This is a genomic window from Paenibacillus terricola, from assembly GCF_014779765.1.
In the GTDB taxonomy this organism is placed as follows: Bacteria; Bacillota; Bacilli; order Paenibacillales; family Paenibacillaceae; genus Paenibacillus_T; species Paenibacillus_T terricola.
Genome location: NZ_JACXZA010000001.1, coordinates 59,564 through 80,853 on the forward strand (window position 1 = coordinate 59,564; position 21,290 = coordinate 80,853).

A 21,290-nucleotide genomic window follows, 5' to 3' on the forward strand; every position below is an offset into this window, starting at 1 on the left:
AGCGCTTTATATGGCGGATTCAGCCAGCATAAGGAGGTGAACTCGGCAGGCGGCTTTCGAGCGAGGGATACATAGGGATTGATCAAAATAGGATGGAGCGTGAATCGATTGAACAAGGGGAAGAGTGGATCAAGCGCCATATTGGCTGCGATGCTGACAGCGTCGCTGCTTGTAACAGGGACAGCGCAGGCTGCTGGTTTGCCGGAGGCGGATGCGGCGAAGGTGGAGCAGCAGCGGGTTAATGGCGGAAATGCTAAAGCGGTGAATTGGGCCGATGCCGTTATGACGAAGTGGGAGGGCTACGGCATCATTAAAGGCTCCGTGGATGGTTCTCTGAATCCGAATGGCAAGGTGACACGGGTACAGCTAGTTACGATAATGAATCGGCTGTTCGGTTATTATGTGAAATCGGACAAGCTGTTTGCGGATGTGCCTAGCAGCGCTTGGTATGCCAACGAGCTGAGCATTGCGCGCGAGGCGGGGTACTATCAAGGTTATGAGGGCAATAAGGCGCAAGCTTCAGCGAATGTAACACGCCAAGATGCGGTTACGCTGCTGGCTCGGGTATTCCAGCTTGCGAGTGCAGGTGGAGGAGCGAAGCTGGCATTCGCGGACGAGGCTGCTATTCGTTCTTATGCTCGAGATGCAATTGCGGCGATGGATGGCGTTATTCAAGGTTACGCAGATGGTACGTTCCGTCCGAACGGAGAGATTACACGTGCCGAACTGATGACGATCATCGACCGTCTCGTCGCTGGCTTCTATTATAAGGCGGGAACGTTCGTCAGTGGCGAGATCAAGGGCAATGGGCTCATCAATCATACCGGTGTAACGCTGAAGGAGGCGTCGATTTCAGGCAATCTGTATCTCGCGCCTGGTATCGCGGATGGCGAAGCGACGATCGACAAAGTATCTGTGGCAGGCAAGACAATCGTTGCCGGTGGCGGCGACCATTCGATTCATGTGAACAGCAGTAAACTTGGGCAGCTGCTTGTCGATCGTGCGGAAGGCAATGTACGCATCGTCTTGGCAGGTGGCTCTTCTGTTGGAGAGGTTATGTTTAATTCCGCCGGGCAGCTCGTTATCGAGAATGGCTCCTCTGTTGGAGCGATAACGGTAAGCGCTGATGCCGAGGGTTCTTCATTCGATATACAGGGGCTTAATGGCGAGGTTTCGATCACGCTTCAAGGCGGCAGCATCATCATTAATGGCGAGACGATCGCGAAGAGTGGAACTTATTCGTGGAAGGATGGCAAACTCCAAGCTGACGGCTCGGACAATGAGAATGGCGGTACGGGCAACGGAACAGGAACTAATGGAACGGGCGGCTCAGGCGGAGGCGGTGGCGGCGGTACGACTGTGTCGACCGTTGATCTTGTCGACGCTCAGGCATCAACAGAGACAAAATCGCTGTTCGCTTATTTGGAGCAGACGCGCGGGCAAGAAGTGCTGTTCGGCCATCAGCATGATACGGATGTGTCGTTCGCAGGCAAGGATGGCGACGGCAATGTGATCTCGGATGTGAAGAACGGTGTTGGCGATTATCCAGCTGTGTTCGGATGGGATACGTTAAGTCTGGACGGCCATGAGAACCCGCCGGGCGTGGCTGGCGATTATGAAGCAAGCCGGCTTGGCCTTACGGCAGCAATGAAGCATGCGCATGAGCTGGGCGGTGTCGTGACGCTGAGCACGCACCCGTACAACTTCGTTACGGGCGGCAGCTTCAACGATACAAGCAATACGGCGGGCGCGACGAAGTCGGTCGTCACGCGGATCCTGCCAGGCGGCGACAAGAACGATGGCTTCAATGATTATCTGGATCGCATCGCGGAATTCGCCAACGGGCTGAAGGATGATAACGGCAAACTGATTCCTGTGCTGTTCCGTCCATTCCATGAGCAGAACGGCAGCTGGTTCTGGTGGGGGGCGGCGACGACAACGAAGGTCGAATATGTGGAACTGTATCGCTATACCGTCGAGTATTTGCGCGATGTGAAGCATGTGCGCAACTTCTTATACGTGTATTCGCCGAATGGCTCGTTCAACGGCAGCGAGAACGAATATTTGACGACGTATCCGGGCGACGATTATGTCGATATTCTCGGGATGGATCAATACGACAGCCGCGATGGCGCGGGCAGCGACTCGTTCCTTAATGGCTTAGTGAAGGATCTGAAGATGATCAGCCAGGTCGCAGACCGTAAAAGCAAGATTGCGACGTTGTCCGAATACGGCTACAGTGCGCAAGGGATGAAGGTATCGGGCAACAACGAGAAGCAGTGGTTCACTAAGGTGATGAATGCGATCAAGAATGATCCGGACGCGAAGCGGATCGCTTATATGCTTACGTGGGCGAACTTCGATGACGAGCGCAATCTGTTCGTTCCTTATAAGAATGTCGCGGGCAAAGGCGATCATGAGCTGCTCGAAGATTTTGTACATTACTATGAGGATCCATATACCGCATTCGCGGGTGAAATTCGCGGCGATAACGTATACGGCCAGTCTCCGAATTCGGCGGCGGAGCAGCCATTTCTTCATATTGTATCGCCGACGAATGTAGGCACGGCAAGCGAAGCGACGACGGTGATTCGGGTCAAAGTGAATGATGCATCCCCGACGAAGGTAACGTACAGCATTGGCGCTGGCGGCGAAGAAACAGCGATGACGCTGGATAGCAAGGGCTACTACGCAGGGGATTGGAAGCCGAGCGCGGAGCTCAATGGCAAGTCGGCATCGATTACGGTACGTGCTTATTTGCCGAACGGTACGAAGCTGGAGCAGCAAATCTCGGTGTTCGTGAAGGTGCCGGAGCTGGCGCTTCGTACGTTCACATTCGATACGCCGGAGGATGCGCAGGCGACGGTTAGCGATTTTGGCCATTGGCCGGACAGTATTGCAATGAGCTTGGATCATGCGGTGGTTGGCAATGACGGCAAGCTTGCGATTAAGGTGGCAAGTGGACTGTCAACCGCTGATACGTGGCAGGAGCTTAAGCTGAAACTGACGGATGCGGCGCTTAATGGCGTGAACTTGTCGCAGGTGCAGCGTTTGAAGCTGTCTGCGCTCATCCCCGTAACGGCGGGCGGAGCTGGCGCTTCGATTCAGGCGATTGCGATGTATCAGGACGCATGGGACGTGAAGTATGGCGAGAATGCAACGAAGATGACGCTGACAGATTTGCCGAAGGTGACGGTAGACGGTGTCGATTACTACCAATACAATCCTGTGATCGAGCTTAATATTGCAAGCTCGGCCGCAATGGCAGAGGGACTAATCGTTTCTCTTGTAGGCAGCGGACTGTCCTCATCGGCTCCGATCTCGATTCTGGTCGATGACCTTGGACTCTATAATGCATATACGGCGCCGGTTCTGGACACGAGTCTTGTTGATGACTTCGAAGGCTATAGCGGTTCTACGGATGCGCTCGCTTCGAAGTATTCGAAGGTTGTGTCGGGCGGTACATTCAGCATTGCGCTGGATAGCAGCAGCAAATCGGGCGGCGATTACGGCATGAAGCTTCAATATGCGTTCGATCCGAATGCGATGGGCTATGTCGGCGTGAACCGAAGCTTGGGCACTGTCGATTGGTCGAGCAATAACGCACTGAAGCTGTGGGTGAAGACGGGTGATGCAGGAGAGTTCGCAGAGGAAGGCAAGCCGCTCAAGCTTGTTGTGCAGGTTGTCATGAACGGCACGTACTATGAGGCGTATCCAACTCTTGCTGCGTCGAGCGAATACCCGCTTGTCATTCCGTTCGGCGACTTCAAGGTTGCGCCTTGGAGTTCAGGCGGTCCTGTTACGAAGGAAGCACTTCAGTCGGTAACGAACTTCAATCTGTATGTGAATGCGATGGACAATGACAGCCATAGCGGTGAACTGTACGTCGATGAGATTCGCGCGGTTCATCAGGACGGCCTTCCGGAGCCCGGCGATCATAATGAGCAACCGGGAACGCCGGCAGGCGCGCTGTACCACTTCCGATCGGATGATGATCTGGCAGGCTGGAAGCTGGAGAACAACAACGCGAATGCTTCTTCGATTGGTTACGATGCTGGGGAAGGTGCGCTTTCGGTTGATTTCCCTCTAGGCAATGGCGGTATGCCATCTTCGGCTCAAGCGTTCGAGCTGGTCACTTATCCGTCGGGGCTTGATCTGTCCAAGTTGGATACGATGACGGCCAATGTGAAGCTGAGCCAAGGAACTGCCAAGGCTCGCTTGTTCCTGAAGAGCGGCAGCGGCTGGACTTGGGTGGACAGCGGTACGCCGGTTGCAATTGATTCGAATGGTTATACGGCGCTGACGATTTCGCTGAAGGATGCGGCTGGGATCGCAGGTGTGAAGCTTAGCGATATTAAGCTGATTGGCATTAAGCTTGAAGAGGTTGGCGATGATGCGGGAACAGCGAAGCTGCTGCTCAAGGATGTTGCATTGGCGGCGGCGCTGCCAGAGGTGTCGTTCGGGTTCGATTCGGATATGCAGGGCTGGACGGGTAACGCGGCAGGCAATCTGACGGTTACGCATGATGTGTATTCGAACAGTGGGCAAGATTACGGTGTGCTGAAGACGGCTGTGACATGGCCTGAGGGCAGTCCTTACTTGGCAATCAGCAAGGCGGGCAGCCTTGATCTGAGCAGCTTCAAAGGGCTGACCGCTAAGGTGAAGATCGATTCGGCTGTTGTTGGCGTTCAGGCGAAGCTGTTTATTCAGCTGCGTAACTGGGTCGTATGGATTGATTCCGGTGCGCTGTCAGCAGACGGTGATGGCTTCGCCACGTTAACGATCGACTTCTCGAATATGAGTCCATATGTGCCGGATGGCGCTCAGCCATTCACCGCTGACGACTTGAAGTCGGTCAATGCGATCGGCATTCAGATCGTGACGCCAGGAGGCGAGGCGGGCACGGCAAATGTGTACGTCGATGAAGTGAAGGCATATCGGTAGACTGAGTTGAAGTGAAAGCCTATCGATAGGATGAAGTGAAGATGTATCGATAGGTAGTGTGAATAGGATCTCGGCTTCTACGGTTGGTGGAAGCGAGGTCCTTTTTGCGTGGCGTTGGGGTCCTTCTTGCTGCGGCGCTGAGCTGGGTATTAGTGGTACTCAAGGTGTTGGAGTATCGGGATTATCGTATCCGCCGTGCTAACGGACTACATGGACCTTATTTGGTCAAATTGATCGAGATGGATGGGTAACGGACCCTACAGGCCCTATTCCCCTCAAAATGATGCAGAATCGGTTCAAACAAACTCAATAGAGTCCACATAGTCCGTAAGCGAGCAAAAGTGGTGAAATATCGCAGAATATAGTCACCATAGTCCGTTAGTGGGGAGAGGTAGTGTCTTATATCGCGACTGTTTGACTGAATCGCGTACTCAATGTGTTGGAGTATCATATCCGCCATACTAACGGACTACGAGCGGTTGGAGCGAAATAAGCCCCGTGGCAATCGTTGTGGTTCGACGTTCTACCTTAATGGTGCGATATCTCCCAAGTGATCGATTCCACACCTTATTACCGCAAGATATGCAAGGTTTCAGACAATAATCGCGAAGTTTATGCAATTATTTAATGTTACATTTAGATCAAACAGGCCATATAGAACGTGCTGCAAGCATGACGGAACCTGAAGTCTACCACATTAGGGTTATCGACATAGCCCACAATCATTAGGAGGAGCTTATAGATGATGAAAAGATTGGGTGCACAGCTGTATACCGTTCGCGATTATTGCAAAACGCCTGAAGAGTTCGATGTTACGCTCCGAAAGATCAAGGAGATGGGCTACACCACCGTTCAGGCCTCTGCGCTGTGGCATTTGCCAGTAGATGAAGTAGCCTCAATTGCACGTTCACACGATCTGAACATTGTGCTTACCCATATGGGATACGATCGGTTTACGAACGACCTGGACGCTTTGATCAAGGACCACCATACGCTGGGGTGCAGACTGGTTGGTTTGGGCGGATTGCCGAAGCAATTCTGGAGTGAAGAAGGGTATAAGGCTTTCGCGAAACAATTCAGCGATATTGCGGATGAGCTTGGCCGGAACAGGCTCAAGTTTAGTTACCATAACCATCAATTTGAATTTGAGCGTTTCCAAGGGAAGACAGGCTTGGAGATTCTCATGGAGAATACGAATCCGGAGACCTTTCTGTTCACGCTGGACACCTATTGGGTTCAGGCTGGAGGTGGCAATCCGGCGGCATGGATCCGCAAGTTGAACCAACGGATTGAAGCCATCCATTTGAAAGATATGACGATCATTGATACCCAGCCTGTAATGGCTGAGGTGATGGAAGGAAACCTGGATTGGACGGATATTCTACCTGCCTGTGAGGAAGCGGGAGTGGAGTGGTATCTGATCGAGCGTGATGCGGGGCCAGTGGAGGCCTTTGAGAGCCTGCGTATCAGTTACAATAATCTGAGTAAAGTTGGGTTTGCTTAAGTCATTGTATAGGAATTGTACGATTTCTCGGTGGCGTCGTGAAGAAAGGCATATCGGTAATGAATGGTTCCAAGAGGTCTTCGACTCCCGCATCTGCGGGAGTCGAAGACCTCTTTTTTTGAGAGAGAGCGATGGAAACCACCAAGCATAATCGTCATAAAGCGTTCATAAAGTAACGCCTTCGATAGCCCTAATGAGTCATTTGGCATACATGGCTAAGGGATACAATGATAAGCATAATCCATAAACAGAAAGGGATGACGAGATTGAGAGGGAAGATGCTGGCATTCGTTTTATTAGGCTGTCTCTCATTCATGCTGTTGTCCGGGTGCACGAACAGCACGGCTGCTCAAGGCCAGGATCCAGCTGATGTAAAGGTGGAGCTGGCCACTGATCCGGTGGCTGTGAAGGCTGGCGAGCCCGGCAAATTGATCGCTATCATAACAGGCTTGGTCCGCTCGGACGGCGTTCAGGTGGCATTCGATATACGCAAGCCGGACAACAAAGGGCTTCCTGAAATTATTAATGCAGAAGCGGCAGGAGACGGGGAATATAGCGCAGCGAAAACTTTCGATCAACCAGGCACCTATACGATATATGTTCATCTGTATCAGGATGATCTGCATGTGACGAAGTTGAAAAAGCTGGAGGTTCAATGATCAAGCGCAAAGGAGGGTTCGCCGCATGTCTGTTTTTGTTTGTTGTATTTCTAGGGATCGCCCCTTGTGCTGCTTGCGCATCGCCGAGCAAGAGCGCCATTCAACAGCTCATTGACGAGGCTATGCCGGGCGATACGGTGACGATTCCGTCGGGTGAATACAGCGGGGCAATAACGATCGACAAACGGCTTGCACTTGTCGGAGAGCCAGGCGCGGTCATTGTCAACGATACAGCTAAACCTGCTCTCACGATTATAGCCGATGGCGTCACGGTCAGCGGCATTACCATCGAGCAACGGTCGATGGAGGAGTCGTCCGCGATCGAGTTGGCTGCATCGAAGGCGACGCTGTCCAAGCTCGACATCTATACGCACTCTTTCGGCATACGCTTGCGAAAGTCGAATCGGAATGAGATTGCCGATAATTCGATTCAATGGCTCGGAGAGTCTGGCCAACAGGTGAAAATGTCGGCGAAGCGAAATGGAATCGATCTTTATGATTCACATGACAATGTCATCAGCGGGAATCGAATCTCTTCCATGAATGACGGGATCTATCAGGAAAGCAGCCATCGCAATCAGGTTACGGGCAATCGGATTGACCATTCGCGGTACGGTATTCACTGCATGTACACGGAGGGCACGATCATTCGCGGCAATGCAGGGAGCTACAATGTGACCGGCGCGATGGTAATGGGAGTAACGGATGCCATAGTTGAAGACAACTCGTTCACCAAGCAGAGCGAGAATGTCAATTCACAGGGGCTGCTGCTGTTTGATGTCCATACTTCGACGATAGAGGGCAATCGAGTAGAAGGCAATCGCGTCGGTTTCTATATCGAGCAGTCCAGCAAGAACGACATTCGGAACAACCGCATTGTACGGAATTTTGTCGGCATTCAATTTCTGGAATCGGAAGGCAACGAGCTGCAGGCGAATGATTTTATCGCCAATGTCATTAATGCGGAGGCGACGGACAGCCCGGACAATCGTCTGACAGCGAATTTCTGGGACAACTTCAGTGGGATCGACGCGAATGGCGATGGCCGAAGCGACATTGCTTATGCGATCAATCCGTTCTTCCAGCAGTTGACGCACCAGACACCTGCTTTCCAGTTATTCTTCCAGTCGCCGGGCATGCAGTTTCTTGAGACGATGATGCAATCCGATCGATCGTCCTGGACGATGGATACGGAGCCGCTCATGATGCCGGCAGGCCAGCAGACTATGGCGGCGAAGCACAATTCTTACACGTTCTGGATGAGCTTGTGTCTGCTCCTTATTGGTACAATTATCATTTATAATACGGGGGTTAAACGAACATGAAATCAATAAAATTAACGAAACTATCGGTTGCTGCATGCTTGCTGTTTCTTATGGTAATGCTTGCTGGCTGCGGCGGAAAAGAGTACAAGGCCGTTGCAATCAATGAAGATACGGCCAAATGCGCGGCATGCAACATGCAGGTGAAGGATGATGCGTATGCAACGCAGCTTGTTACGAAGAATGGGAAGGTTCATCTGTTCGACGATATCGGCTGCATGCACAAATGGGAAGCAACGAACCCGAGCGAAGAAATCGGCGCTTCTTTTGTTCGTGACTATAACGACAACGAGTGGATTAAGTATGAGGATGCGTACTATGCCTATGATGCTTCTTACCGTTCTCCGATGGCGTATGGGATCTATTCGTTTAAGGATAAGGCATCGGCCGATGCCTTCGTGAAGTCGCAGGACAAAGGCGTTGTCATGACAAGCGCAGAGCTGGCGAGCCACACTTGGCAGCAGAATACAGACATGATGGGCGGAATGGATATGAGCGGACATGACGAGTCGGCTCATTCAGAGATGGATGGCGATATGAGCATGAACGATGCATCTTCTGATGCGCATTCCAATTAATTATGGATTTTCGTACGATTGCTATTCGCGAAATCCGAATGGGTTTTCGAAATCCGTGGGCCTATTCCTTCATGGCGCTATTTACCGCATTCAGCCTAATCTTGCTGCTTATTAATTCACGTAATGCAGTGGAAGGGTACTCGGGAGTTACGAGTGCAATGCTGAATTTGATCTTGTACCTCGTGCCGCTTATGTCGCTGCTTCTAGGTTCCTTCTCGCTTACTGCCGAGAAGGAGGAGGGCAGCTGGCGGCTGCTCTCGGCTTATCCGCTGGGTACCTTATCGTTTATTGCAGGCAAATACGCAGGTCTTACCATGGTGCTGTGGGTTATTATGTTCGTTGGTTACGGTGTCTCGGGTATGTTAGGGGCCGTGTTCGGCGGCGGTTTTGCGATCACGGATTTTGTGCTGTTTGTTGCGTTCTCGATGGGGTTATCTTTCTTGTTCGTCGCGATTGCGATGATGATTGGCACCTTCGCGCGGAATCGCTGGCAGGCGCTCACGATAAGCGTGGCGATCTGGTTCTTCGCCGTTATCGGCTGGTCGTCGCTGCTTGTGGCGATTCTCGGGATGGTGCCATATCTCTATGTGAAGTCTGCACTCGTCTTTCTTACTTTCCTCAATCCTGCAGAGCTTGTTCGGCTGTTCGTCATTGTGAAGCTGGGCGGAGGCTCCATTCTCGGGCCGGAATATTACGATTGGGTGCATTGGATTAGCCGGACTGACGGCACATTATGGTTCGTGCTGATTTGTATGCTGTGGGCAGCTGCGGCTGCCGGGATCGCCTACATGATCTGGGAGAGGGGGCGCATTCGTGAGTGAGTCGGTGCTTAGCGTATCAGACGTGCACAAGTCGATTAACAAGCAGCAGATCCTTCATGGCGTGAGCCTCGAGGCAACTAAGGGGCATGTCGTTGCCTTGTGCGGAGGCAACGGAGCAGGTAAGAGTACGCTGCTGCGGATGATAGCCGGCGTCTCGCAGCCGACAGCAGGCTCGATTCGAGTGGCCGGTCAATCGTGGAAAAATAATCGGAAGCGATATGCCGAGCAGATCGGTTACATGCCGGACGACTATTTGTTCAGCCATGGCTTGTCTGCTGAAGAGACGCTCGCTTTCTGGGCAACTCTTAGAAGAGTAGACAAGGAAGTTGTGGGACAGAAGCTTGCCCTTGTCGGCCTGTCGGAGGTGCGTCGCAAGCCTGTCACCTCTTTCTCCAAGGGGATGCGTCAGCGGCTGCTCTTCGCGCAGGCGCTGCTCGGTAATCCAGCTCTGCTCGTAATGGACGAGCCTACGAATGGACTTGACCCTTATTGGATGGACTCCTTCGTGGAGCTGGTTCGAACGGTTAAGGATGCAGGCCATACCGTCATCTTCTCGACGCATCAGATGCAGGTGGCTGATGCGATCGCCGATGAGGTGATTTTTCTCAAGGAAGGCAGAATCGTGCAGAGCGGCCCTGTCGAAGCTTATCGGGAAGTCGGGGATAGTCTTGGGCTGTATAAAGCGTTCCAAACCTTGTTTGGTTATGAGGCTTAAAGCTGAATCTAACCAAATGATCTCTGAGAGGAAGGGACGGACGATGAAACGAGATTTACAAAGGATTGTCGGAATGGCGGTGCTGGCGCTGCTGACGGGTGCTGTCTTATTCGCAGTAGTCCAGAGGCTTCAAACGGACCGCGAGGCGTTTGCGATAGGCCGTGCAGCGCCGGCAATTGTCGCACAGAATACGAACGGACAAGAGGTCAGATTATCCGACTACAGCGGCAAGCCTGTTCTCGTTCAATTCTGGGGCTCATGGTGCACGTCCTGCGTGGAGGAGATGCCATTGATTGATCAGGCGGCGAAGCAGAGCGGCATACAGGTGTTAGGAGTCAATGTGGGGCAGACGAGAGGGACGGTAAATTCATTTGTCGAGAAGCTGGGCGTTGCTTATCCGCAACTGCTCGATCCGAGCGGCGACATTATGGAGGCCTATCAAGTCAAGGCGCTCCCGGTCACCGTGCTGATCGATTCCGAGCAGAAGGTGGCCCGGATTGTGACGGGACAATTCGCCTCGGTCAATGAAATTGAGAAGCTCGTACAAGAGTATGCCTGAGACGAATGCTGATAAGGGAAGCAGCAAATTGCGCGTGCTGCTAGTTAATAGAAGGACCTCGTTCCCGCTGAATACGGGAACGAGGTCCTTTTGGCCGAACTAATAATAAATCCGCTACTCGTTCGAAACGATCAACTGCAGCTTGCCCTCTAGTTCGTATGAGCCGAAGCCGACAGGAAGGATGAAATGTGTGCCCTTCGGCAGCTCATAACTCTGGCCGTCAAAGCGCAGCATGCCGCTGCCTTCGATGACGCTGAGGATCTTATACTTCTGCTCGCCACCAGGCAACTGCGCCGTGCCGTCTACATCCCATTTCTCAACCGTGAAGAAGTCGTTGGACACGAAGCTAGTAACTACGAGCCCATCAGCATCGCGGGTGTCATAACTGCCTGCAACATAAGCTTGCGGAATCGTCGTCACGGCGATCGCTTTCTCTAGATGCAGCTCGCGCAAGTTACCGTCTTTGTCTCGGCGATCGTAGTCGTATACGCGGTATGTTGTGTCCGAGCTTTGCTGCGTTTCTAGTACGACGACGCCGCGGCCAAGCGCGTGGATCGTGCCGCTAGGTACGTAGAAGAAGTCGCCGGCTTTGACCGGAATAGAAGTCAGTAGGTCATTCCACTTACCCTCTTGAATCAGCTCAACCAATTGTTCTTTCGATTGTGCTTCGTGACCGTAGATAATCGATGCGCCAGGCTCGGCGTCAACGATGTACCAACATTCGGTTTTGCCTAGCTCGCCGTTCTCGTGAACGCCGGCGTATGTATCGTCTGGATGCACCTGGACGGATAGATCGTCGGAAGCGTCAAGGATCTTTGTCAGAAGCGGGAATACAGCTGACTTGGAAGCGAACAGTTCGGGGTGAGCGGTCCACAGCTCGCCAAGCTTCAATCCGGCATATGGTCCGCCGCTAACGACGCTCTGGCCGTTCGGATGAGCGGATACGGCCCAGCATTCGCCGGTCGTGCTGCTAGGAATATCGTATTGGAACAACTCGTTCAGCTTCGTACCGCCCCAAATGCGCTCTTGAAAAACGGGTTGCAAGAAAATAGGTAGATTCGGATTCATCGTATATCAAACTCCTTATTTGAGAGGTAGTTCAAATAGTCCTTATTTGTAATCGATATGAATGAGTGCCGCGGCGCCAATTAAGCCGGCTTCTTGCGACAAAGCAGCGGGAACAACGCGCGTCAGGCGGCCGGATGGGTTCAGCGCATGCTTCTGAATATAGCTCGTAACGGCATCGAACAGCGGTGCGCCAACCTGCGATACGCCGCCGCCGATAATAATAAGCTCAGGGTCCAGCGCATTGATCATCGTTACGCAGCCAACGCCAATATAACCGAATACGCGGTCAACCAGTTCCTTCACGGCAGCGTTCTCGCCGCTGAACGCAAGCTCGAACGCTTCCTTCGAGCTTACCTCAGTACCTACAATCTCGCCAGCCATCCGTGCTATAGCCGTGCCGGAGGCGATAAATTCGAGGCAGCCCTTCTGCCCGCATGGGCAGGTGCCTACGGACGGGTCAATGACGATATGGCCGATATCGCCCGCATTGCCCGTTGCGCCTGTAATGAGTTTGCCGTGGCTGAAGATGCCTGCGCCAATTCCAGTGCTCACCGTAATGAACACAAAATGGTCGGATTGCTTCCCAGCTCCTACCCAGCGCTCTGCCAGTGCGGCAGCTGTCGCATCATTCTCGAATGTGATCGTAAGGCTGAAGTGCCGTTTCATCGAATCCACAATCGGGAATCCCCACCAATCCCGCAGGTTAGGCGGCTCAGCGATGATGCCCTTCTTCGTATCGAGCGGGCCTGGAGCGCCGATTCCGATGCCTTTAAGGGACGAAGCAGACACACCTGCATCGCCGATCAGTTTATCTACTGCGGCAGCAATCTCATCTACCATATGTGAAGGGTCGGAACCCGTTGGTAGTGCCGACTTCGCGAGCACATGTCCATTCGAATCAACAAGCCCGATAGCGGTCTTCGTTCCGCCAATATCAATGCCAACTGCGTATTGCAAGGGTTGCAGGCCTCCTTGAGTATCTACTTGACAAACTTGACAAATAAATTATTGTAAAGTAAAGTTGTGCCTAGTCTATCACGTACGGGAAGGAATGAAAAGAGATGGCTAGGAAAAAGAAAGTATCGATGCAGGACATCGCGGATCATCTCGGCATTTCGAAAAATGCAGTGTCGCTCGCGCTGCTGAACAAGCAAGGCGTCAGCACCGACATGCGGAACAAAATCATTGAGGCTGCCAAGCAATTAGGTTATGGCCCTTATGGCGATAATCACAACATAGGCGGTACGGTGCTAGTGCTCGTGCCAGAGCGGATTATGAGCTATGAGGACAACGAGCATTTCAAGTTTTTTCACGATATCATCTGGGGCTTGGAGAAAAGCATTCGCGCACGGGGCTTGAATGCTGTCATTGCGCCTATTGATGCAGAGATGGAAGCAAACCTCATCCTTCCGCGGCACTGTACAGAGCTGACTTACAAAGGAATCATCCTATTCGGCATTGTAGATCGCGCGTACGCAGAGATCGTATGGGAGCTGGAAGTGCCGCTTGTTATGCTTGACTCTTATCATTCGGGGCTGCCGTGTCCGGTTGTCGCATCGGACAATGTGGAAGGGGCTTACGAGGCTGTATCCGTATTAATTCAAGCGGGACACCGCGATATCGGATTCATCGGGCCTACGAATTTGACGTCCAGCCATCAGGAACGCTGGTTCGGTTATTGGAGAGCCATGACGGAGAACGGTCTGTCCATTGACCCGGCGAAGGTGATGTCCTCCTCGGTAGGTTTTCAAGATACGAAGGTTGAACTGGGTACATTTATCGACGGATTGAAGCAGTTGTCAACGGCCTTCTTCTGCGGCAATGACCGAATCGCTTACTTGTTTGCAAGCCAACTTCGCAGCAGAGGCATTCGTGTACCGGAAGACGTCTCGATCGTCGGCTTCGACGATCTGAAATATGAGGAATCGGAAGGACTCCAGTTAACAACGATGCGCGTCGAGAAGGCGAGTTTGTGCAGCGCCGCGATCGACATGCTGCTGAAGACGGAGGGTAAATTCCGAGAGACGCTTCGGCACTATATCCGACCTACCCTTATTACGCGTGAATCCGTTCGTGAGTGTTAGGGTCATATCCATAGCTAACGATGCTAACATACAATAACAAACAAGTGCGATAGCTAACATTTTGTCGTATAATGAGGGCAACAATAGACTTTTGGTACTCGTTCGTAAGTTCGGTTGTCAGCACCTGATGCCGAATATACTTCTTGGGTTACTTTTTAGATTAACCTTTGTTAGGACGGAAGGACTAGGATGATGAACGTGAGACGTTGGATCGGATCGGCATGGTCCAAGCTGATGGATATGCCTATGGAGCGCAAGCTGCTGTTCGTTTTTCTGGTCATTATAGTGCTGCCGCTCACGTTCATTGGGTATGTCTCGTATTCGAATTATACGAATTCGATCGAGAAGACGACCGTATCGTATTCGGCGAACTTAATGACAGCAATGATGGAACGAACGGATGATTATATCGATGACATGATGCGTATCTCGTCAATCCCAGCCTACCAAGCAGAGATCAAGCAAAATCTCATTCGTTCCAATACGTATTACGCGCAGCGCCAGCCTGCCAATGGAGGCGACCAGGCGCCAGAGGATTTGAACCAAGTGCTCTTGATTCAGCGCGGTATTCAATCGTCCGTGAAGTTCATCAACAATATGAAGCGCGGAGCCAACGTTGTATATATTTTCGACGAGTATGGCAATGGGTATTATTCAACCGAGTCCGGAGCTGTCCGAATGGACTTGGAGCAGAGCTACAACCAATGGAAGGAGCTGTCGGCGAATTCCGGCGGGAAGGCGATGCTGCTGGGCACCGAGGCATATACGAGCATTCTCAACAGTAAGAAATATGCTTTCACAGTCGTTCGCAAAATATTGGATGATGCAACCTTGCAGCCGATCGGCTTGATCGCCGTCGATACCGATATCGGGGTTATCGAAGGTCAGATGGTAGAGATGGACAAGCTGACGCAGGGCATCTCCTTCATCGTCGACGAGAATGGCGGCATTATCTATGACAGCGACAAGGAGCATCATGCGAAGTCTATTATCCAATCGCCGGAGCTGCTGCATGTAAGCGAAGGAAGCGGCAGCTTCTACGCGACCGTTGATGGTGTGGATCAGTTGGTTATGTACACGACCTCACCGAATACGCATTGGAAGCTTTACGTGCTTATTCCCGAACGGGAGCTGAAGAGCGACTCGATCCGTATTCGGAACGTGACGTGGGCGGCTACCTTCGTCTCTCTTGCGCTAGCGCTGGTTATATCGACGCTGCTATCTTATGCCTTAACCAAGCCTTTGCGTAAAATGATGCGTCTCATGCGAACCGTTCAGGAAGGCGATTTCTCCGTTCAGTTTCCGGTTAAGCGGCGGGACGAGACCGGTCAGCTCGGTCACCAATTCAACCGGATGATCGTCCGAATCGACCAGCTCATCAAGGAAATCTATGAGATGGAGACGAAGAAGAACGAAGCGGAGATGTTCGCGCTGCAGACGCAGATCAATCCGCATTTTATGTATAACACGCTGGAGACGATCCGAATGGTTGCCGAGCTGAACGATGATGAAGCGGCAGCGGATATGCTGTTTGTATTCGGGAAGCTGCTCCGTTACAGCATCGGCGAAGTACGGGAGAGGACGGTCATTGGGGCGGAGCTGGAGCATGCTCGCAATTATGTCGAGATGCTCAATTATCGCTACCCGAACCGGTTCGATCTGCGGATTGAAGCGGACGCATCTTACGATCAAATCCCAACGCTTAAGCTGCTGCTGCAGCCAATCGTCGAGAATGCGATCTATCACGGGCTGGACGATCGGAAAGCCATTATGCGGATAGACATAAGAGTGGATCAATCCGACCAATTCTTACTCATTCATGTCATTGACGATGGACTGGGAATGACGCCAGAGACGCGGGAGCGTTTGAATTTATCTTTTGCAGGTGTAGATGTCAGCAAGCCGAGCCGGGGAGGAATCGGACTGCGGAACGTATGCGAGCGCATTAAGCTGCATTATGGACATCGTTATGGCATGCAGGTGCTCGAAGGACCGGAAGGCGGGACTGAAGTTGTGCTGAGACTGCCGCTGCCACAGCCTGATACGACGACCGGCGATTTATAATGCACATGCATTTATAGGAGATAGGGGATAGTTGCGTGACGAAAAAAGTGACGATGCAGCAAATCGCAGACCATCTAGGCGTGTCTAAATATGTGGTCTCCAAAGCGCTCTCCGGCAAAAAAGGCGTGAGCGAAGCGACCAAGGAGCGCGTCATCCAGATCGCCTCGCAGTTAGGTTATTTCGCCCAGAACAGCGGCTACATGAAGCCGATCAAGCTGGGCCGGGAAGAGGAAGAGAAGCCGAATGCAGATATTCGGCAGTCCGTACTCGTCCTGATGCCGAACATCCGATTCCAGACACGGGACTCATTGTATTGGGGGCGCATTCTGGATGGGATTTCGAAGCGTCTGGAAGAGAAGGGCATCGGCATGGTCATCGTTATGGAGCAGAATGCCGAGACGTTCATGCATTTGCTGAAGCCGGAGGGCATTCTTGGCATGATCGGCGTCGGCGAGATCGCGTCTTCCATGCTGCTGGAGATTCATCGGCTGGGCGTGACGATGGTGCTTGTTGACCATGAGGATCCGTTAATTCCGTCGGATACGCTGTTTGCCAACAACTATGATTGCATGTACCGTTTAACGAAGCATCTAATCGGCATCGGTCATCGGAACATCGGGTTCGTCGGCAATGTTCGTTACTCCCGCAGCTTCTTCGATCGCTGGAACGGTTTCCGCGATGCGATGGAGGAGTTCGAGCTGTGGAACGGGCAGGAGCATCTGACGCATCTGGAAATCATGGAGCATTATGACGAGCCCCTTAAGCAATGGCTGCTTCGCCGTAAGAAGCTGCGTGCGCTGCCGACGGCGCTCGTATGCGCGAACGATTCGCTTGCGCTTGATGCATGCAAAGCGGCGCAGGAGCTCGGGTTAGCGGTTCCCGAAGATTTATCGATATCCGGTTTCGATAATATCGACGATTCGGTACGCCATTCGCCGCCGATTACGACGGTTAACGTACCGAAAGAGATGCTTGGCGCGAGGGCGGTCGATAAGCTGCTCGAACGGTTGGAACGTTCCAAAGAGCCGCTTGAGAAAATTCTCATCGCAGGCGAAGTCATCTACCGGCAATCGATAGCGGGCAACAAACAATAGCGGGAGTTACTTTGCGATGGCATTGAAACCGCCGCATTGCGCCATTTTACACCGAAGAAGGTGATCTTAACTGCTGAAAGTTATGATTGTCGACGATGAAGAAGTCATCTGCCAAGGCTTAGTCAAAATCCTAACGAAGCTCATTCCTAATCTGGAGGTGCTCGGGGCTTACCATAACGGTGCGGTCGCTTGGGACCATTTTGCACAATTAAGCCAGCAGGGACTGGATGTCGTCATTACCGATATTAAGATGCCGTTCATGGACGGCATTGAGCTGATCCGGAAGATTCGCGAGAGCGATTCGAAAGTCGATATTATCGTATTGAGCGGATTCGATGAGTTCGAATATGCAAGGGCGGCGCTGCGCAATGGGGTCAAAGACTACCTGCTCAAGCCAATCGATAAGGCACAGCTGCAGAAGGCGCTGCAGCAGATTGAGTCTGCGCGCCGAGAGGCCGATCTGTTGAAGCAGGATGTGGAGCAACCGCTGCAGGATCGGGAGCATCATGCGGTCGAGATGGTGAAGGATGTGCTGAAGAAAACGTACGATCAGCCATTCGAACTGGAGAAGCTGGCTCAATCTACAGGGATGCAGAGCAACTATCTGAGCCGATTGTTCAAGCACCAGACGAACATGACGATTACCGATTATTTGATTCAATTGCGGATCGAGAAAGCGAAGGAGCTGCTGGTCGGTAATCCTTCCTTGCGCAACTACGAGATCGCTCAGCAGGTTGGCTACCATGATCCGGTATATTTCAACAAGCTGTTCAAGAAGATCGTTGGCATTACCCCGAAGGATTACAAGAGTAAACGATGGCCTGGAGCGGAATGAGCGCTTCGGGCTTTTTTTGTGTGTTATTCCGCGATAGGCATTGATGGGGTGAATAGGGAGTACTAAATTTGCAAGGTGAGGGATATTTGTTAGCATGGGATGCGATAACAAAAGTAATCGTTTTAGGGATATGGTAATAGGTGGAAGGTGGGTCGTTCGCATAAGGCAAACTGCCTGTGGCAGTGATGTGTAGTCCATAAATCCTTTTGTAGTAGTTCTTAATTACTTCATTGGACGTGTCTCAGTTTTGTTAGCATTGTTAGTTTTGTTATCTTTATTATTGACAAAATATGATAACAGATATTATATTGTATTTCGTGATGAACGTCGAATGATTTCGCGCTCAGCTCAACAACACGGCATTCCCCCACAATAGCTCCTCAAGCGCTGCGTCCATCAGCACGTCAGTCCCATCTGGCTTTCATGAATTTAAAAGCGCTTTCATTCGATTGTTCGATGAAAGAAGGGAGGGGTATCTTTCGTATCTCGTTAAGCTCACATTTGGATACACGACCAGCCTTAAGTAAAACGCAAGGAATGTTGGTTCAACCATTTCAGGAGGGTGATTATGAGAAAGCTGTTAGCGTATGCGATGATGATTAGTTTGTTGGTTAGCGGATTGTTGATTCCTGCGAAGGCGAGTGCTGCAACGAATCTTGCGTTGAACCGGCCGGCTGCTTCAAGCTCGAATGAAGATACCGGCAAGACCGCTGCCTTGGCGTTCGACGGCAACAGCTCTACGCGTTGGTCCTCTGTTTATTCGGATCCGCAGTGGATTAGCGTTGATCTCGGATCGGCGATTGCGATCAGCGGCGTCATGTTGAACTGGGAGGTTGCTTACGGCAAGGCGTATTCCATTCAGACGTCGCTTGATAACAGCACATGGACGACGGTTTATTCAACGACAACAGGCGATGGCGGCATTGATAATATCTCTATCTCTTCGCGTGATGCGCGTTATGTTCGCATGAACGGTACGCAGCGTGGAACGAGCTATGGTTACTCGCTGTGGGACTTTGAAGTGTATGCGTCCGGCGATACGCCAACGAATCCAGTGGATCCGGGGTTAGTATCCGGCAAAGTGTATACGCTTACAGCTGCACACAGCGGCAAAAACCTTGACGTAGACGGCGGCTCAACAGCCGACGGCGCGAATGTGCAGCAGTTGTCGGATAACGGGAAGGCGCAGCAGCAATGGAAGGTTGTAGATGTTGGTGGCGGTTACTATAAGCTTCTTGCACAATCATCGGGCAAGGCGCTTGAGGTTGCAGGTGCCGCGACGTACGATGGCGCGAACGTCCAGCAGTGGACGGACAATGAGCAGACGAATCAGCAATGGCAAATCATCAGCCTCGGCAGCGGCAATTACAAGTTGATATCGCGCGCAAGCGGCAAAGCGCTCGACGTCGTTGGCGGCTATACGTATGATGGCGCGAATGTGCAGCAGTGGTCGGACAACGGCAATGCGCAGCAGAAGTGGAAGTTCACGGAGGTAACGGCGCCGACGAACGATACGAAGGCGCCCACGGCACCCGCGAACCTTGCAAGCAGTGCAAAGACGGACACGGCCGTTAGTCTGACTTGGTCGGCGTCGACAGACAATGTTGGCGTAACGGGGTACGAGATTTACAACGGCACGACAAAGGTAGGTACGAGCACAACTACGAGTTACACAGTAACCGCCCTAACTGCGAATACGACCTACAGCTTCGCCGTGAAGGCCTACGATGCAGCTGGCAACGTATCCGCCGCGAGCGTCTCACTGAGTGTGACGACGAATGCGCCAGCGGTGACGAACACAGGATTTTATATCAAAGGCACGACACTTTATGATGCGAACGGCAATCCGTTCGTCATGCGCGGCATCAACCATGCTTACACTTGGTACAAAGGCCAAGAGTCCGTGGCGATTCCGGCAATCGCGAAGACCGGTGCCAATACGGTACGGCTTGTGCTGTCGGATGGCCAGCAGTGGACGAAGGACAGCCTGTCTGCGCTTCAGAGCCTCATTGCGTTGTGCGAGCAGAACAAATTGATCGCCATCGTGGAGGTGCATGACGGTACAGGTTCCGACAGCCAGACGGTGCTGGACAATATCGCGAACTATTGGATCGAGATGAAGAGCGCGCTTATCGGCAAAGAGAAGACGGTTATCCTGAACATCGCCAATGAATGGTATGGTACGTGGAACGGCGCGAACTGGGCGGCAGGCTACAAGTCGGTTATTCCGAAGCTTCGCAACGCGGGCATCAAGAACACGATCATGGTCGACGCTGCAGGTTGGGGGCAATATCCGCAATCGATCGCAGACTATGGTACGGAAGTATTCAATGCCGATCCGCAGAAAAATACGATGTTCTCGATCCACATGTACGAGTACGCAGGCGCGAATGCCTCAACGGTCAAATCAAACATCGATAGCGTCTTGAATAAAAACCTCGCAGTCGTCATCGGCGAATTCGGCATTAAGCATACGAATGGCGATGTAGATGAGGCGACCATTATGAGCTACAGCCAAGAGAAGGGCGTCGGCTATCTCGGATGGTCATGGAAGGGCAATGGCTCCGGTCTCGAATACCTCGACATGTCCAATGACTGGGCAGGCACGAGCTACACGGAGCAGGGCAATGCCATCATTAACGGGACGAACGGCATTAAGGCAACATCCAAGCTTGCAACGGTGTTCAGCGGCGGTTGATCGACGGACACGCAGGCGCCGACAGTCCCAACGAATCTTAAAGGAACAGCGTCCACTTATTCGACAACGGCACTCTCGTGGACGGGCTCCACGGACAAATGTCGGAGTAACGGGTTATAACATCGGCGAGCTGGCAGCGATCAGTACGACTACAAGCTGTACCGTAACGGGTCTGAAAGCAAAGCGGACATACAGCTTCACGGTACGGGCAATTGATGCAGCAGGCAATCAGTCGGCGGCGAGCGCCGCTGTGTCGGTAACGACGCCAGACAGTTGTCCCTTCGATTACGACAGCGAGCCTGACTTGGAAGGGTTCCACCGATAATATCAGCGTAGCTGGCTATA

The 21,290-nt window shown here is 52.2% G+C and carries 17 protein-coding genes; 15 read left to right on the forward strand and 2 right to left on the reverse strand.

All coding sequences use genetic code 11. The annotated features are described in order from the left end of the window. Positions 1–78: 78 nt before the first annotated feature. The 9 genes from H8B09_RS00310 (at position 79) to H8B09_RS00350 (ending at position 11,102) form a co-directional block, all read left to right on the forward strand. Positions 79–4,944, forward strand: a complete 4,866-nt coding sequence (locus tag H8B09_RS00310; RefSeq protein WP_224753174.1) for a glycosyl hydrolase — start codon at positions 79–81, stop codon at positions 4,942–4,944. Between the two features lie 104 nt (positions 4,945–5,048). Beyond that, positions 5,049–5,195: a hypothetical protein gene (locus H8B09_RS00315; protein ID WP_191201510.1), complete on the forward strand. Its 147-nt coding sequence runs from the start codon at positions 5,049–5,051 to the stop codon at positions 5,193–5,195. Between the two features lie 491 nt (positions 5,196–5,686). Further along, the gene (locus H8B09_RS00320) at positions 5,687–6,448 is read left to right on the forward strand and encodes a sugar phosphate isomerase/epimerase family protein (protein ID WP_191201511.1); all 762 of its coding nucleotides are present in this window, start codon (positions 5,687–5,689) and stop codon (positions 6,446–6,448) included. 266 nt (positions 6,449–6,714) lie between these two features. Beyond that, positions 6,715–7,107, forward strand: a complete 393-nt coding sequence (locus H8B09_RS00325) for a FixH family protein (protein WP_224753175.1) — start codon at positions 6,715–6,717, stop codon at positions 7,105–7,107. Then, positions 7,104–8,432 carry a right-handed parallel beta-helix repeat-containing protein gene (locus H8B09_RS00330; RefSeq protein WP_191201513.1) on the forward strand — a complete coding sequence of 443 codons (1,329 nt, stop codon included), beginning with the start codon at positions 7,104–7,106 and terminating at the stop codon, positions 8,430–8,432. Before H8B09_RS00325 ends, H8B09_RS00330 begins: the two co-directional genes overlap by 4 nt. After that, positions 8,429–9,007, forward strand: a complete 579-nt coding sequence (locus H8B09_RS00335; protein WP_191201514.1) for a nitrous oxide reductase accessory protein NosL — start codon at positions 8,429–8,431, stop codon at positions 9,005–9,007. Before H8B09_RS00330 ends, H8B09_RS00335 begins: the two co-directional genes overlap by 4 nt. Before the next feature lie 2 nt (positions 9,008–9,009). After that, on the forward strand, positions 9,010–9,828 hold the full coding sequence (locus H8B09_RS00340; RefSeq protein ID WP_191201515.1) for an ABC transporter permease: 819 nt from the start codon (positions 9,010–9,012) through the stop codon (positions 9,826–9,828). A gap of 22 nt (positions 9,829–9,850) precedes the next feature. After that, on the forward strand, positions 9,851–10,543 hold the full coding sequence (locus tag H8B09_RS00345) for an ABC transporter ATP-binding protein (RefSeq protein WP_441343346.1): 693 nt from the start codon (positions 9,851–9,853) through the stop codon (positions 10,541–10,543). 43 nt (positions 10,544–10,586) lie between these two features. After that, positions 10,587–11,102, forward strand: a complete 516-nt coding sequence (locus H8B09_RS00350; protein ID WP_191201517.1) for a redoxin domain-containing protein — start codon at positions 10,587–10,589, stop codon at positions 11,100–11,102. A 114-nt stretch (positions 11,103–11,216) separates the two neighbouring features. Here H8B09_RS00350 and manA read toward each other — a convergent pair whose 3' ends face one another. Further along, the gene (gene manA, locus H8B09_RS00355) at positions 11,217–12,170 is read right to left on the reverse strand and encodes a mannose-6-phosphate isomerase, class I (RefSeq protein WP_191201518.1); all 954 of its coding nucleotides are present in this window, start codon (positions 12,168–12,170) and stop codon (positions 11,217–11,219) included. 42 nt (positions 12,171–12,212) lie between these two features. Beyond that, the gene (locus H8B09_RS00360; RefSeq protein ID WP_191201519.1) at positions 12,213–13,127 is read right to left on the reverse strand and encodes an ROK family protein; all 915 of its coding nucleotides are present in this window, start codon (positions 13,125–13,127) and stop codon (positions 12,213–12,215) included. Between the two features lie 104 nt (positions 13,128–13,231). Between H8B09_RS00360 and H8B09_RS00365 the strand changes: the two genes are divergently transcribed. From H8B09_RS00365 to H8B09_RS00390, 6 genes are all read left to right on the forward strand, one after another. Then, positions 13,232–14,254, forward strand: coding sequence for a LacI family DNA-binding transcriptional regulator (locus H8B09_RS00365; RefSeq protein ID WP_191201520.1), 1,023 nt, complete (start codon positions 13,232–13,234; stop codon positions 14,252–14,254). A gap of 189 nt (positions 14,255–14,443) precedes the next feature. After that, on the forward strand, positions 14,444–16,318 hold the full coding sequence (locus H8B09_RS00370; protein ID WP_224753176.1) for a cache domain-containing sensor histidine kinase: 1,875 nt from the start codon (positions 14,444–14,446) through the stop codon (positions 16,316–16,318). Positions 16,319–16,353: 35 nt separating this feature from the next. Then, entirely contained in the window at positions 16,354–17,412 is a 1,059-nt protein-coding gene (locus H8B09_RS00375; protein ID WP_191201522.1) for a LacI family DNA-binding transcriptional regulator, read from the forward strand. Positions 17,413–17,494: 82 nt separating this feature from the next. Further along, a complete protein-coding gene (locus H8B09_RS00380; protein WP_224753177.1) occupies positions 17,495–18,247 on the forward strand; it encodes a response regulator transcription factor in 753 nt (250 codons plus the stop codon). Positions 18,248–18,815: 568 nt separating this feature from the next. Beyond that, a complete protein-coding gene (locus H8B09_RS00385; RefSeq protein ID WP_191201523.1) occupies positions 18,816–20,945 on the forward strand; it encodes a cellulase family glycosylhydrolase in 2,130 nt (709 codons plus the stop codon). Beyond that, entirely contained in the window at positions 20,920–21,270 is a 351-nt protein-coding gene (locus tag H8B09_RS00390; RefSeq protein ID WP_191201524.1) for a fibronectin type III domain-containing protein, read from the forward strand. Before H8B09_RS00385 ends, H8B09_RS00390 begins: the two co-directional genes overlap by 26 nt. Positions 21,271–21,290: the final 20 nt, after the last annotated feature.

Bases quoted from the DNA above. Each gene is read 5' to 3' on its own strand.
- H8B09_RS00320 (WP_191201511.1), top strand. From the start codon at position 5,687: ATGATGAAAAGATTGGGTGCACAGCTGTATACCGTTCGCGATTATTGC.
- H8B09_RS00330 (WP_191201513.1), top strand. From the start codon at position 7,104: ATGATCAAGCGCAAAGGAGGGTTCGCCGCATGTCTGTTTTTGTTTGTT.
- H8B09_RS00335 (WP_191201514.1), top strand. From the start codon at position 8,429: ATGAAATCAATAAAATTAACGAAACTATCGGTTGCTGCATGCTTGCTG.
- H8B09_RS00340 (WP_191201515.1), top strand. From the start codon at position 9,010: ATGGATTTTCGTACGATTGCTATTCGCGAAATCCGAATGGGTTTTCGA.
- H8B09_RS00350 (WP_191201517.1), top strand. From the start codon at position 10,587: ATGAAACGAGATTTACAAAGGATTGTCGGAATGGCGGTGCTGGCGCTG.
- manA (WP_191201518.1), bottom strand. From the start codon at position 12,170: ATGAATCCGAATCTACCTATTTTCTTGCAACCCGTTTTTCAAGAGCGC.
- H8B09_RS00365 (WP_191201520.1), top strand. From the start codon at position 13,232: ATGGCTAGGAAAAAGAAAGTATCGATGCAGGACATCGCGGATCATCTC.
- H8B09_RS00370 (WP_224753176.1), top strand. From the start codon at position 14,444: ATGATGAACGTGAGACGTTGGATCGGATCGGCATGGTCCAAGCTGATG.
- H8B09_RS00380 (WP_224753177.1), top strand. From the start codon at position 17,495: ATGATTGTCGACGATGAAGAAGTCATCTGCCAAGGCTTAGTCAAAATC.
- H8B09_RS00385 (WP_191201523.1), top strand. From the start codon at position 18,816: ATGAGAAAGCTGTTAGCGTATGCGATGATGATTAGTTTGTTGGTTAGC.